This is a genomic window from Pseudomonas sp. SWI44, from assembly GCF_002947915.1.
GTDB classification, from domain to species: domain Bacteria; phylum Pseudomonadota; class Gammaproteobacteria; order Pseudomonadales; family Pseudomonadaceae; genus Aquipseudomonas; species Aquipseudomonas taiwanensis.
In genome coordinates, this window is sequence record NZ_CP026674.1 from 2,089,093 (window position 1) to 2,102,882 (window position 13,790).

General features: G+C 60.8%; 13 protein-coding genes. 6 read left to right on the forward strand and 7 right to left on the reverse strand.

Annotated features, from left to right (window positions below; translation table 11 throughout):
- Nucleotides 1-21: 21 nt before the first annotated feature.
- Both typA and thiI read right to left on the reverse strand, forming a co-directional pair.
- Nucleotides 22-1,842, reverse strand: a complete 1,821-nt coding sequence (gene typA, locus C4Q26_RS09885) for a translational GTPase TypA (protein ID WP_023378281.1) — start codon at nt 1,840-1,842, stop codon at nt 22-24.
- 129 nt (nt 1,843-1,971) lie between these two features.
- Nucleotides 1,972-3,426, reverse strand: coding sequence for a tRNA uracil 4-sulfurtransferase ThiI (thiI, locus tag C4Q26_RS09890; protein WP_104883036.1), 1,455 nt, complete (start codon nt 3,424-3,426; stop codon nt 1,972-1,974).
- Between the two features lie 614 nt (nt 3,427-4,040).
- Here thiI and glnA point away from each other — a divergent pair.
- The 4 genes from glnA (at nt 4,041) to ntrC (ending at nt 8,912) form a co-directional block, all read left to right on the forward strand.
- Nucleotides 4,041-5,447 carry a glutamate--ammonia ligase gene (gene glnA, locus C4Q26_RS09895; protein WP_023378279.1) on the forward strand — a complete coding sequence of 469 codons (1,407 nt, stop codon included), beginning with the start codon at nt 4,041-4,043 and terminating at the stop codon, nt 5,445-5,447.
- 148 nt (nt 5,448-5,595) lie between these two features.
- Nucleotides 5,596-6,138, forward strand: a complete 543-nt coding sequence (locus tag C4Q26_RS09900) for a chorismate mutase (RefSeq protein WP_027907928.1) — start codon at nt 5,596-5,598, stop codon at nt 6,136-6,138.
- Between the two features lie 255 nt (nt 6,139-6,393).
- A complete protein-coding gene (glnL, locus tag C4Q26_RS09905) occupies nt 6,394-7,479 on the forward strand; it encodes a nitrogen regulation protein NR(II) (protein ID WP_023378276.1) in 1,086 nt (361 codons plus the stop codon).
- Nucleotides 7,476-8,912 carry a nitrogen regulation protein NR(I) gene (gene ntrC / locus C4Q26_RS09910; RefSeq protein WP_023378275.1) on the forward strand — a complete coding sequence of 479 codons (1,437 nt, stop codon included), beginning with the start codon at nt 7,476-7,478 and terminating at the stop codon, nt 8,910-8,912. Before glnL ends, ntrC begins: the two co-directional genes overlap by 4 nt.
- 85 nt (nt 8,913-8,997) lie before the next feature.
- On the opposite strand, the gene C4Q26_RS09915 is transcribed toward ntrC, so the two are convergent.
- A complete protein-coding gene (locus C4Q26_RS09915; RefSeq protein ID WP_023378274.1) occupies nt 8,998-9,183 on the reverse strand; it encodes a hypothetical protein in 186 nt (61 codons plus the stop codon).
- A 568-nt stretch (nt 9,184-9,751) separates the two neighbouring features.
- A complete protein-coding gene (locus C4Q26_RS09920; RefSeq protein WP_104882271.1) occupies nt 9,752-10,189 on the reverse strand; it encodes a hypothetical protein in 438 nt (145 codons plus the stop codon).
- On the opposite strand from C4Q26_RS09920, the gene trmL reads away from it, so the two are divergent.
- Nucleotides 10,188-10,649, forward strand: a complete 462-nt coding sequence (gene trmL / locus C4Q26_RS09925) for a tRNA (uridine(34)/cytosine(34)/5-carboxymethylaminomethyluridine(34)-2'-O)-methyltransferase TrmL (protein WP_013974580.1) — start codon at nt 10,188-10,190, stop codon at nt 10,647-10,649. The genes C4Q26_RS09920 and trmL overlap by 2 nt on opposite strands.
- A 121-nt stretch (nt 10,650-10,770) precedes the next feature.
- On the opposite strand, the gene secB is transcribed toward trmL, so the two are convergent.
- Genes secB through C4Q26_RS09940 form a run of 3 tightly spaced genes read right to left on the reverse strand, consistent with a single transcriptional unit; the run spans nt 10,771 to nt 11,959 of the window.
- Nucleotides 10,771-11,250 carry a protein-export chaperone SecB gene (secB, locus tag C4Q26_RS09930; RefSeq protein WP_027907926.1) on the reverse strand — a complete coding sequence of 160 codons (480 nt, stop codon included), beginning with the start codon at nt 11,248-11,250 and terminating at the stop codon, nt 10,771-10,773.
- Between the two features lie 39 nt (nt 11,251-11,289).
- The gene (grxC, locus tag C4Q26_RS09935) at nt 11,290-11,544 is read right to left on the reverse strand and encodes a glutaredoxin 3 (protein WP_023378271.1); all 255 of its coding nucleotides are present in this window, start codon (nt 11,542-11,544) and stop codon (nt 11,290-11,292) included.
- A 1-nt stretch (nt 11,545) separates the two neighbouring features.
- On the reverse strand, nt 11,546-11,959 hold the full coding sequence (locus tag C4Q26_RS09940; RefSeq protein WP_023378270.1) for a rhodanese-like domain-containing protein: 414 nt from the start codon (nt 11,957-11,959) through the stop codon (nt 11,546-11,548).
- A gap of 205 nt (nt 11,960-12,164) precedes the next feature.
- Here C4Q26_RS09940 and gpmI point away from each other — a divergent pair, with 205 nt between their 5' ends.
- Nucleotides 12,165-13,700 carry a 2,3-bisphosphoglycerate-independent phosphoglycerate mutase gene (gene gpmI / locus C4Q26_RS09945; protein WP_023378269.1) on the forward strand — a complete coding sequence of 512 codons (1,536 nt, stop codon included), beginning with the start codon at nt 12,165-12,167 and terminating at the stop codon, nt 13,698-13,700.
- Nucleotides 13,701-13,790: the final 90 nt, after the last annotated feature.

Consider the following 13,790-nt stretch of genomic DNA (forward strand, 5'->3'; position numbering starts at 1 on the left):
GTTTCAACTCAAGCTAGACGATCAAGCCTTGGCTTTCTTGGCAGCGCGGGTACGCTCGCCTTCGTCCAGGATCTTCTTGCGCAGACGGATCGACTTCGGCGTGACTTCGCACAGCTCGTCGTCCTGGATGAATTCCAGGGCCTGTTCCAGCGTGTGGCGAACCGGCGGAACCAAGGCGATGACTTCGTCCTTGCCCGAAGCACGCATGTTGTCGAGCTTCTTGCCTTTGGTCGGGTTGACGCCCAGGTCGTTGTCACGGCTGTTCAGACCGATGATCTGACCGTTGTAGATATCCTGGCCGTGCTCGATGAACAGCTTGCCACGAGCCTGCAGGGTTTCCAGCGAGTAGGTCAGGGCCTTGCCGGTCTCGATCGAAACCAGAACACCGTTCAGACGGCCGGACATCTGGCCAGGCTTCATGGTGTCATAGCGATCGAAGATCGAGGTCAGGATGCCTGCACCGTTGGTCAGGGTCAGGAACTGGTTACGGAAACCGATCAGACCGCGAGCTGGGACGTTGTACTCCAGACGAACACGGCCTTTGCCATCCGGCGCCATGTTGGTCAGGTCGCCCTTACGCAGGCCCATTTCTTCCATGACCTTGCCCTGGGATTCTTCAGGGATGTCGATGGTGACGTTCTCGTACGGTTCCTGCTTGACGCCGTTCACCTCACGGATGATCACTTCAGGACGGCCTACAGCCATCTCGAAGCCTTCACGGCGCATGGTTTCGATCAGTACCGACAGGTGCAGCTCACCACGGCCGGAAACCTTGAACTTGTCAGCCGAGTCGCCTTCTTCGACGCGCAGGGCAACGTTGTACAGCAGTTCTTTGTCCAGACGTTCTTTGATGTTACGGCTGGTGACGAACTTGCCTTCCTTGCCGCAGAACGGCGAGTCGTTGACCTGGAAGGTCATCGAAACGGTCGGCTCGTCGACAGTCAGCGGCTTCATCGCCTCGACGTGGTTCATGTCGCACAGGGTGTCGGAGATGAACAGCTCGTCGAAACCGCTGATGCAGACGATGTCGCCAGCGGTAGCTTCTTCGACGTCGACACGGTGCAGGCCGTGGTGGCCCATCAGCTTGAGAATACGGCCGTTGCGCTTCTTGCCTTCGGTGTCGATGGCGACGACCGGAGTGTTCGGCTTGACGCGGCCACGGGCGATACGGCCTACGCCGATAACACCCAGGAAGCTGTTGTAGTCCAGCGCGGAGATCTGCATCTGGAACGGGCCGTCGACGTCAACGGTCGGAGCCGGAACGTGGTCGACGATGGCCTGGTACAGCGGGGTCATGTCTTCGGCCATGTTGGTGTGGTCCAGACCGGCGATGCCGTTCAGGGCCGAGGCGTAGACAACCTGGAAGTCCAGCTGGTCGTCGGTGGCGCCGAGGTTGTCGAACAGGTCGAAGATCTGGTCCAGTACCCAGTCAGGACGCGCGCCCGGACGGTCGACCTTGTTGATCACGACGATCGGCTTGAGGCCAGCTTCGAAGGCCTTCTTGGTCACGAAGCGGGTTTGCGGCATCGGGCCGTCCTGGGCATCGACCAGCAGCAGCACCGAGTCGACCATCGACATGACACGCTCAACCTCGCCACCGAAGTCGGCGTGGCCGGGGGTGTCGACGATGTTGATGCGGTAGTCGTTCCAACGGATGGCGGTGTTTTTCGCCAGGATGGTGATACCGCGCTCTTTTTCCTGGTCGTTGGAGTCCATGACGCGCTCGTCGTTGAGCTCGTTACGCTCCAGGGTGCCGGACTGGCGCAGGAGTTTGTCGACCAGGGTGGTTTTACCATGGTCAACGTGGGCGATGATGGCGATGTTACGCAGATTTTCGATCACAACTGTATCTCGATCAGAGGATTCGGGTTGCCGCCCAGTCTAGGCGGCCAATATGTAAGGCATAAGGCTCAGCGGGGCCGGCTGTCGGGAGGGCGATGGCGGATGCTGCCGCCATATAGCCCTGGCGTCTTATGTCGGACGATAAACACGCACATTGGCATGTCCCTCACTGAGCAGATGGTGTGCGTGCAGACGGCTCATCACACCCTTGTCGCAATACAGCAGGTACTGGCGGTTGGCATCCAGGTGCTTGAACTTGCTGTTGATCGCATAGAACGGCATGGCCTGGACTTCGATACCGTCGATGACCAGAGGTTCGTCTTCCTGGGCATCGGGGTGGCGGATGTCGATGACGATCTGACCCGGCAAGGCCTGCGCCACTTCCTCGATTTCGACGTCCTTGCCCAGCTCGTCGATCACATGGTCGATGGAGATGAACTTGGCGCGCTCCAGGGCGCGCTCAAGCACGGCCATGTCGAACTGCTTCTCTTCATGCTCCATGCGGTGACGCTTGGCATGGGTAGTAGGGTTCACCGAGATCACGCCACAGTACTCGGGCATGTGCTTGGCGAACTCGGCGGTGCCGATCTGGGAGGCCGTGTCGATGATGTCCTGCTTGTGGCTGGCCAGCAGCGGACGCAGTACCAGCTTGTCGGTAGCCGAATCGATGATCGACAGGTTCGGCAGGGTCTGGCTGGAAACCTGGGAAATCGCCTCGCCGGTGACCAGCGCATCGATTTCCAGACGCTCGGCCATGCGCGCGGCACCGCGCAGCATCATGCGCTTGAGGGTCACGCCCATGTAGCTGTTGTCGACCTTGTTCAGAATCTCGCCGACCACTTCCTCGAACGGCACACTGATGAACAGCACGCGCTGGCTGCTGCCGAACTTCTTCCACAAGTAGTGGGCCACTTCCATCACGCCCAGCTCGTGGGCACGGCCGCCCAGGTTGAAGAAGCAGAAGTGGGTCATCAGGCCGCGGCGCATCATCTGATAGGCCGCCACGGTGGAGTCGAAGCCACCGGACATCAGCACCAGGGTCTGCTCAAGGGCACCCAGCGGGTAGCCGCCGATGCCGTTGTGCTGGTTGTGAATGACGTACAGGCGCTGATCGCGGATTTCGATGCGCACCAGCACTTCCGGGTTCTTCAGGTCGATGCCGACGGCGCCGCACTGCTGACGCAACTGGCTGCCGACGTGGCGGTCAACGTCCATCGAGGTAAAATCGTGATGGCCGCCGCGCTTGCAGCGCACGGCGAAACGCTTGCCGGCCAGCAGGTGGCCGAAGTGCTGCTTGCACTTGGCGACGATATCGTCGAAGTCGCCCAGCGGGTATTCTTCGACCTGCAGGAAATGGGTGATACCCGGCGTGCAGGTGAGGCGCTCGATCATTTCGCGCTGGACTTTCTCGTCCTCGATGCGGGTGACCACTTCGAGATTGTCCCAGACACCATCGACCGCGAGCTCAGGGTCCAGGTCCTTGAGCACGACACGGATATTCTTGCCGAGCTGACGGATGAAACGCTTGCGCACCGGCCGGCTCTTGATGGTGATCTCTGGGAAGACTTTGACGATAAGTTTCATTGGTTAACAGCGCGCGCAGGGCCTGCCGAAAATGAGGGGCGCGAATTATAGCGGATATTGCTCAGGTTTTGACCAACTTTTGGTCAGAGCGTTTGGGAGGGGATGCCGGGGGCGGGTTTTCCGCTGCCTGTGAGATCGAATGCCGCCCGCGCGACGCATCGCGAGCAAGGCTCGCTCCTACATTTGTTTCTGGCCTATGAGGTCTGTGGGATCTACGCGCGAACGCCTTGGTGCCCGGCACGATATCGCGGCGTACACACAAGGCGGTCGCGCGCGCCTGTCATTGACGTTAGTGGCCAGGAACAAATGTAGGAGCGAGCCTTGCTCGCGATGCGCCGCGCGGGCGGTGCGACCTCAGGCGCACCACAAAAACCACGACACGCACATATTTGGTGCGCGAGCACCAGAAAGCGCCCTCAAAAGATGCACTTTTGTACGCCAGACGCCGGCCAGATGCCCGTAAACGCCCCCTTTTATCCCGCCCTCGCCATTTTTGGGCACTGGCATGCAATTTGCTCTCTTGTGAGGCAGGTAAGCTTGGCCGACTATGCGCGCCCGGCGACACCCTTTTTCCAGGGCAGCGGCTAAGCGCCCTAGACCATCCGGAGGACAACATGTCGAAGTCGGTTCAACTCATCAAAGATCATGACGTCAAGTGGATTGATCTGCGTTTCACGGACACCAAAGGCAAGCAGCACCACGTCACCATGCCCGCTCGCGACGCGCTGGATGACGACTTCTTCGAAGCTGGCAAGATGTTCGACGGCTCGTCGATCGAAGGCTGGAAAGGCATCGAAGCTTCCGACATGATCCTGCTGCCGGACGACTCCTCCGCCGTCCTGGACCCGTTCACCGAAGAGCCGACCCTGATCCTGGTCTGCGACGTGATCGAGCCGTCCACCATGCAAGGCTACGACCGCGACCCACGCGCCATCGCCAAGCGTGCCGAAGAATTCCTGAAGTCGACCGGTATCGGTGACACCGTACTGGTAGGCCCGGAGCCTGAGTTCTTCATCTTCGACCAGGTGAAGTTCAAGTCCGACATCTCGGGCTCGATGTTCAAGATCTACTCCGAGCAAGGCTCCTGGATGACCGATCAGGACGTCGAAGGCGGCAACAAGGGCCACCGCCCTGCCGTGAAAGGCGGCTACTTCCCGGTTCCGCCGTGCGACCACGACCACGAAATCCGTACCGCCATGTGCAACGCCATGGAAGAAATGGGCCTGGTCGTCGAAGTTCACCACCACGAAGTGGCCACTGCCGGCCAGAACGAAATCGGTGTGCGCTTCAACACCCTGGTCACCAAGGCTGACGAAGTTCAGACCCTGAAGTACTGCGTGCACAACGTTGCCGATGCCTACGGCAAGACCGCTACCTTCATGCCGAAGCCGCTGTACGGCGACAACGGCTCGGGCATGCACGTTCACATGTCGATCTCCAAAGACGGCAAGAACACCTTCTCGGGCGAAGGCTATGCCGGCCTGTCCGACACCGCCCTGTACTTCATCGGCGGTATCATCAAGCACGGTAAGGCCCTGAACGGCTTCACCAACCCGGCGACCAACTCCTACAAGCGTCTGGTACCTGGCTTCGAAGCGCCGGTCATGCTGGCCTACTCGGCCCGTAACCGTTCGGCCTCGATCCGTATCCCTTACGTCTCCAGCCCGAAAGCCCGCCGTATCGAAGCGCGCTTCCCGGACCCAGCTGCCAACCCGTACCTGTGCTTCGCCGCCCTGCTGATGGCTGGTCTGGATGGTATCCAGAACAAGATCCACCCAGGCGATGCAGCCGACAAGAACCTGTACGACCTGCCGCCTGAAGAGGCCAAGGAAATCCCGCAGGTTTGCGGCAGCCTGAAGGAAGCTCTGGAAGAGCTGGACAAGGGCCGTGCGTTCCTGACCAAGGGCGGCGTGTTCTCCGACGACTTCATCGATGCCTACATCGAGCTGAAATCGGAAGAAGAGATCAAGGTCCGTACCTTCGTTCACCCGCTGGAATACGACCTGTACTACAGCGTTTGATGACATCGGCGCGCTGCGCTGATTGAATCACCAGAAACGGCCTTCATACGAAGGCCGTTTTTGTTTACGCACAGACCTATCAGCAGCTTCCTACAAGTGAAAGCCCGCAGACTGGCCACACTCAGGTCTCCACGAAAAGGAGATCAACATGCGCCTTATCCCCGCCATGATGTGCTTGGCCTTGGCCCTTAACGGCTGCCGCGCAACCTCGCCCACCCAGCCCGAATTCGACCCGTTGCTCACCGCCATCGAACACCGCCTGGACCTTGCTGTTTCGGTCGCGACGCACAAATGGAAACTCACGCTACCGGTCCAAGCCCCTGAACGCGAGCAGCAAGTCCTGGCCAAGGTCCGCCAGGATGCGCCCGACTACGACCTCGATCCACCTCGCGCAGCGGCATTCTTCAGCGACCAGATCGAAGCCAACAAGCTCGTTCAATACACGCTGATCGATCGTTGGAATGCCCTGGGCAGTCAGCCCACCAGCACATCCCGCGACCTCGTGCACGAACTTCGCCCACGGCTGGACACGCTTCAAGCGACTTTGCTGGACGAGCTCCGCCGTTTTGACCTGCTCGACATGCGTGACTGCCCGAAAAAGCTGGCTAGCGCACTGCAACAACGCACCAATGATCCGCTACGGCACATAGCGCTGGTCCGAGCCACGGCGCAGCTGTGCGTGAAGTCCTGACCATCGCTATGCTCTATATTGGTGCGCAACAATGATCGACGCCCCACGCTGCAGCCCAAAAAAGGTCACTTGAAACGTTAAACCACCGCTTTTTGATCCGAATAAGCGCAATTTCGGGACTTTGTCACGAAATACCGCTTCTTTTCGGAGCTTTGGTTTGTTTCTTGCATTTTCCTGGCATCAGCGGATCCATAGCGCCCCCATCCCTGGCACGGCCAAGGATACGCCAGCGCAAAAAGAGGTCACCGACGCCTTATGACCATCAGCGATGCACAGCACCGTCTGCTTCTGGACAACCTGACCACGGCCACGCTCCTGCTCAATTCGGAGCTGCGTCTGGAGTACATGAACCCGGCTGCCGAAATGCTTCTGGCAGTCAGCGGTCAGCGCAGCCACGGGCAGTTCATCAGCGAGCTGTTCACCGAATCGACCGAAGCGCTCAATTCGCTGCGCCAGGCGGTGGAACAGGCACACCCGTTCACCAAGCGCGAGGCGCAACTGACGTCGCTGACCGGCCAGACCATCACCGTCGATTATGCCGTCACGCCAATCCTGCACCTGGGCAATACCTTGCTGCTGCTGGAGGTGCACCCGCGTGACCGACTGCTGCGCATCACCAAGGAAGAAGCTCAGCTGAGCAAGCAGGAAACCACCAAGATGCTGGTGCGCGGCCTGGCCCATGAAATCAAGAACCCCCTTGGCGGCATTCGCGGCGCGGCGCAGTTGCTATCGCGCGAACTGCCCGATGACGGACTGCGCGACTACACCAACGTAATCATCGAAGAGGCCGATCGCCTGCGTAATCTGGTCGACCGGATGCTCGGCTCGAACAAGCTGCCGTCATTGGCCATGACCAACATCCATGAGGTGCTGGAGCGGGTCTGCAGCTTGGTGGAGGCCGAAAGCCAGGGTTGCATCACTTTGGTGCGTGACTACGACCCTAGCCTGCCAGACGTACTGATCGACCGCGAGCAGATGATCCAGGCGGTGCTCAACATCGTGCGCAACGCCATGCAGGCGATCAGCTCGCAGAACGAACTGCGCCTTGGCCGCATCACCCTGCGCAGCCGTGCGGTGCGTCAGTTCACCATCGGCCATGTGCGCCACCGCCTGGTCGCCCGGGTCGAGATCATCGACAACGGCCCAGGCATTCCGGCGGAACTGCAGGACACCCTCTTCTATCCCATGGTCAGTGGACGCCCGGACGGTACCGGGCTGGGCCTGGCCATCACCCAGAACATCATCAGCCAGCACCAGGGCCTGATCGAGTGCGAAAGCCATGCCGGCCATACCGCTTTCTCGATCTTCCTGCCCCTGGAACAAGGAGCCACTGCCTCATGAGCCGAAGTGAAACCGTATGGATCGTCGACGATGATCGTTCCATTCGCTGGGTCCTGGAAAAAGCCCTACAACAGGAAGGCATGGCCACCCAGAGCTTCGACAGCGCCGATGGCGTGATGAGCCGGCTGGCCCGCCAGCAACCGGATGTGATCATCTCTGACATCCGCATGCCGGGTGCCAGCGGCCTCGACCTGCTGGCACAGATCCGCGAACAGCACCCACGCCTGCCGGTCATCATCATGACGGCCCACTCGGACCTGGACAGCGCAGTGGCGTCCTACCAGGGCGGCGCCTTCGAGTACCTGCCCAAGCCGTTCGACGTGGACGAGGCAGTCTCGCTGGTCAAGCGGGCCAACCAGCACGCACAGGAGCAGCAGGGACTGGATGTTCCGCAAAGCCTGGCGCGCACGCCGGAAATCATCGGCGAAGCGCCGGCCATGCAGGAGGTATTCCGCGCCATCGGCCGCCTCAGCCACTCCAACATCACCGTACTGATCAACGGCGAATCCGGTACCGGCAAGGAGTTGGTGGCCCACGCCCTGCACCGCCACAGTCCGCGAGCGGCATCGCCGTTCATCGCTTTGAACATGGCGGCCATTCCCAAGGATCTGATGGAATCGGAACTGTTCGGCCACGAGAAAGGCGCATTTACCGGTGCGGCCAACCTGCGCCGTGGCCGCTTCGAGCAAGCCGACGGTGGCACGCTGTTCCTCGACGAGATCGGCGACATGCCCGCCGACACCCAGACCCGTCTCCTACGGGTCCTGGCCGATGGCGAATTCTATCGGGTCGGCGGCCATATTCCGGTGAAGGTCGATGTGCGCATCATCGCCGCGACGCACCAGAACCTCGAATCCCTGGTACAGGCTGGCAAGTTCCGTGAAGACCTGTTCCACCGCCTGAATGTGATCCGTATCCACATTCCGCGCCTGGCGGACCGTCGTGAAGATATTCCGGCCCTGGCTCGTCATTTCCTCGGCCGCGCGGCCCAGGAGCTGGCGGTCGAGCCGAAGCTGCTGAAGCCTGAGACCGAGGAGTTCATCCGTAACCTGCCGTGGCCGGGCAACGTGCGCCAGCTGGAAAATACCTGCCGCTGGATCACGGTGATGGCATCCAGCCGCGAAGTGCTGATTGGCGACCTGCCCCCTGAACTGCTCAACCTGCCTCAGGACGCCGCCCCGGTGACCAACTGGGAGCAGGCCCTGCGTCAGTGGGCCGACCAGGCACTGGCACGCGGGCAGTCGAACTTGCTCGACAGCGCGGTGCCCAGTTTCGAGCGGATCATGATCGAGACAGCGCTCAAGCACACTGCTGGCCGTCGCCGGGATGCCGCGGTGTTGCTGGGCTGGGGTCGCAACACGCTGACCCGCAAGATCAAGGAACTGGGCATGAATGTCGATGCCGCGGATGACGATGGAGACGAGGAAGGTTAAGTCCCAATCCTCAAACCCGTCGCTGCCCTGCACCACCGGCCAATCTGGCAGGCCAGTGGTGTAGGGCGACCAGCATTTGGATCAATTACTCTGCTTGGGCTTTGGCCCGCCACTTGTCGAAGGCCCCACGGACACCCAGGAGCTTATCGACCAGAAGCGCCAGCGACTGCTGGCCGCCCTTCCCGATCTCTTCGACTTTCCCCAGCTGGGACAGATCATCCAGGATCTTCATCGCCTGCTCCACGGTGGTGGGCTGCTTGTCTTCGCTCATGATTCATCTCCGTTTCGATGGATGGCAAATGCCGATATCGACACTAAAACCCAAGCGCCCTTGACTGAACTCGGTAAGGCTTCCTGCACCGATCCTGTGCCCGCTGCACCTTGCTAAGGCACAAACCCCCTCAAAAGTCGGCCAAATCACCCTAAACCCGCCTGTTTCCGGGTATTTCAAAACTGGCACGCCATCTGCAATAAGACCTGTACCTACAGTTTCGGGGGCCTCGGTACAGGCAGGCCGGGTGAACCCCTCTTTTATTCGCAGTCGCTCCAGTTTTGGGGACCTTGGTACAGGCAGGCCGAGACATCCCCTCTTTTACACGCAGTAGCTCCACCCTTCGGGGACCTTGGTACAGGCAGGCCGAGACATCCCCTCTTTTACACGCGGTAGCTCCACCCTTCGGGGACCTTGGTACAGGCAGGCCGAGACATCCCCTCTTTTACATGCCGTAGCACCACCCTTCGGGGACCTTGGTACAGGCAGGCCGAGACATCCCCTCTTTTACATGCCGTAGCATCGCCCTTCGGGGACCTCGGTACAGGCAGGCCGGGAATCCCCTCTTTTATTCGTGCAGCCTCACCTGCACGCGCCAACGTCCGGCGTCCTCTGCACCGGCCCACTCGCCGTGCAGGGGACGCGCGGCTACCAGGGTCAGCAGCAGCCCTTCATCACGCTTCTGTAAACGCCAGCCCACTGGCTTGCCCTGAAGGCTCAACTGGCCTCGCTGGGCTTTGCCCTCAGCCTCGAAAAGCACCGCGACCGTTCCCTCCACGTTCTCGCCATGCAGCTTGGGTTCTTCGTTGAACCACAGGTCCAGCCCGTCCTGCACCACCTCCACCTGCTCCAGCACACGCTGGTCAGGGGTGGTCAACTTACCGATCATCAGGCCGACCATCAGACCGATGATCGCCAACGAGAGCATCACCCGTGGGAAGCCTTTCGAACGCAGGTCCGGTTCAGGGGTAGAATGCTCGCCATCTTCACGCTTGGAGCCGTGCATGTTTCACGTCATCCTTTTTCAACCAGAAATTCCGCCGAATACCGGCAACATCATTCGCCTCTGTGCCAACAGCGGTTGCGACCTGCACCTGATCGAACCCATCAGCTTCGAGCTCGATGACAAGCGCCTGCGCCGGGCGGGGCTGGATTACCACGAGTATGCCACGCTCAAACGCCACGAGAGCCTGGCCGGATGCCTGGAGAGCCTCGGCAATCCCCGCTTGTTCGCCTTCACCACCAAAGGCTCGCACCCCTTTCACGAAGTGGCCTACCAGCCGGGCGATGCGTTCCTGTTCGGGCCCGAGAGCCGTGGGCTACCGGCCGAGGTGCTGGACAGCCTGCCAGCCGAACAACGCCTGCGCCTGCCGATGCGGCCTGGGTGCCGCAGCCTGAACCTGTCCAATACCGTGGCGGTGACGGTGTACGAGGCGTGGCGACAAAACGGGTTTGCCGGGAGTTGATCGACCACCTACGGCGTTCGGAAAACCATCGCAGTCCCTGCAGGCGCCGGCTTGCCGGCGATCAGCACGGCGCACGAATATAAAAAAAGGCGACCGAAGTCGCCTTTTTCGTGGGCAGCGATTACTGCACGGTCACTTCACCGGCTTCCTGCATACGCTGCATTTCTTGAGCGTACAGGGCGTCGAAGTTGACCGGCGACAGCATCAGCGCCGGGAACGAACCGCGGGTGACCAGGCTGTCCAGGGTCTCACGGGCATAAGGGAACAGGATGTTCGGGCAGAAAGCGCCCAGGGTGTGGCTCATGGACGCCGCATCCAGGTTCTTGATCAGGAAGATGCCGGCCTGTTGGACTTCAGCGATGAAGGCCACTTCTTCGCCGTTCTTCACGGTAACCGACAGGGTCAGCACCACTTCGTGGAAGTCGCCTTCCAGTGCCTTCTGCTTGGTGTTCAGGTCCAGGGCAACACTCGGCTCCCACTGCTGGCGGAAGATCTGCGGGCTTTTCGGGGCCTCGAACGACAGGTCACGCACATAGATGCGCTGCATGGAGAACTGAGGGCTGTTGTCTTCTGCTGCGCCGTTGGTCTGTTGGTCAGTCATGGCAGATCCTTATCCTAATGTTTTTGAATGCAATGCAAATCAGGCCGCCAGCAGCGCGTCGAGCTTGCCGGCACGCTCCAGGGCGTAGAGGTCATCGCATCCACCGACGTGGGTGCTGCCGATCCAGATCTGCGGCACCGAAGTACGGCCGGCCTTCTGGCTCATCTCGGCGCGTACCTGCGGCTTGCCGTCGACCTTGATTTCCTCGAACTCCACGCCTTTGCTCTCGAGCAGGTACTTGGCGCGCATGCAGTAGGGGCAGTAGTCGCTGGAATAGACGATGACGGGCTTCATATCACTTCACCAGGGGCAAGTTATCGGCTTTCCAGCTGGAAACGCCACCGCTGAGCTTGGCGGCTGTGTAACCAGCTTTGAGCAACTCGCGGCAGATGGTGCCGGACTGTTGGCCCATTGCATCGACGACGATCAGGGTCTTGGCCTTGTGCTTTTCCAGCTCGGTCATGCGGTTGACCAGTTTGTCCTGGGGGATGTTCAGCGCGCCGACGATGTGACCGGTGGAGTATTCCTTGGCCGGACGAATGTCGATGACCAGACCTTTTTCGGCGTTGACCAGTGCGGTCAACTGGCCGTTGCTCAGGCTCTGCCCGCCACGACGGATTTCGTTGACCAACAGGGCGACCAGCAAGACAACGAAGATCGCCACCAGGATGTAGTGGTTTGTCGCAAATTGAATCAGGTTAGCAACCATCTGGGGTGTTCCACGCGATTGAAAATGCCGGCCAGTATACACAGCCGCTTATGACCACCAAAGCCCGACGGGCCGGCGGCGAAGGCACTTTCATCCCGCACCATCGCCGCGCCGGTCGGGCAACGGGACGATTATTCGCCGTTGATGGCGCATTTGCCCTAAAATGCGTGTCTTTATCATCTTTGAACAACCGTGAGTTTGATTGATGACGAGCACGCCCAAACCCCTGGTCCTGATCATCCTGGATGGCTTCGGTCATAGCGAAAGCCCCGAATACAATGCCATCTATGCCGCCAACACCCCGGTCTACGACCGCCTGCGCGCCAGTCAGCCGCATGGTCTGATTTCCGGTTCCGGGATGGACGTCGGCCTGCCGGACGGGCAGATGGGCAACTCCGAAGTCGGTCACATGAACCTCGGCGCTGGCCGTGTCGTGTACCAGGACTTCACCCGCGTCACCAAAGCCATCCGCGACGGCGAGTTCTTCGAAAACCCCGTACTCACTGGCGCCGTGGACAAGGCTGCCGGTGCCGGCAAGGCGGTGCACATCCTCGGCCTGCTCTCCGACGGCGGCGTGCACAGCCACCAGGACCACCTGATCGCCATGGCCGAACTGGCCGCTCGACGTGGCGCTGAAAAAATCTACCTGCATGCCTTCCTGGACGGCCGTGACACTCCGCCGCGTAGCGCGCAGACCTCCATCGAGCTGCTCGACGCCACTTTCGCCAAGCTCGGCAAGGGCCGTATCGCCAGCCTGATCGGCCGCTACTACGCGATGGACCGTGACAACCGCTGGGACCGCGTCAGCGCCGCCTACAACCTGATCGTCGACAGCGTTGCCGAGTACACCGCAGACAGCGCCGTTGCTGGCCTGGAAGCCGCCTACGCCCGTGACGAAAGCGACGAGTTCGTCAAGGCCACGCGTATCGGCGAAGCGGTCAAGGTCGAAGATGGCGATGCCGTGATCTTCATGAACTTCCGTGCCGACCGCGCCCGCGAGCTGTCCCGGGTGTTCGTGGAGCCGGACTTCAACGAATTCCCTCGCGCCCGCCTGCCGAAACTGGCCGCCTACATCGGCCTGACGCAGTACTCGGCCAAAATCCCGGCACCCGCCGCCTTCGCCCCGGCCAGCCTGAACAACGTACTGGGCGAGTATCTGGCGAAACAGGGCAAGACCCAGCTGCGCATCGCCGAGACCGAGAAATACGCCCATGTGACCTTCTTCTTCTCGGGCGGCCGCGAAGAGCCGTTCGAAGGCGAAGAACGCATCCTGATCCCTTCGCCGAAGGTCGCCACCTACGACCTGCAACCGGAGATGAGCGCCCCCGAGGTCACCGACCGTATCGTCGAAGCCATCGAGCAGCAGCGCTATGACGTGATCGTGGTCAACTACGCGAACGGCGACATGGTCGGTCACACCGGCGTGTTCGAAGCAGCGGTCAAGGCGGTCGAGGCACTGGACGGCTGTGTCGGGCGCATTGTCGAGGCTCTGGATAAAGTCGGCGGCGAGGCGCTGATCACCGCCGACCACGGCAACGTCGAGCAAATGGAAGACGAGTGCACAGGCCAGGCGCACACCGCCCACACCACCGAGCCGGTACCGTTCATCTATGTCGGCAAGCGCAACGTCAAGGTCCGCGAAGGCGGCGTCCTGGCTGACGTGGCGCCGACCATGCTGAAGCTGCTTGGGCTGGAAAAGCCGGTGGAGATGACCGGCACCTCGATTCTGGTCGATGCCTGATCGACACCCAGGGGCTGCTTTGCGGCCCCCTGGCACATGAATTCCAGACAAACGCCTCTCTGCACCGGCAGTGAGGCGTTTTTTTTGCAG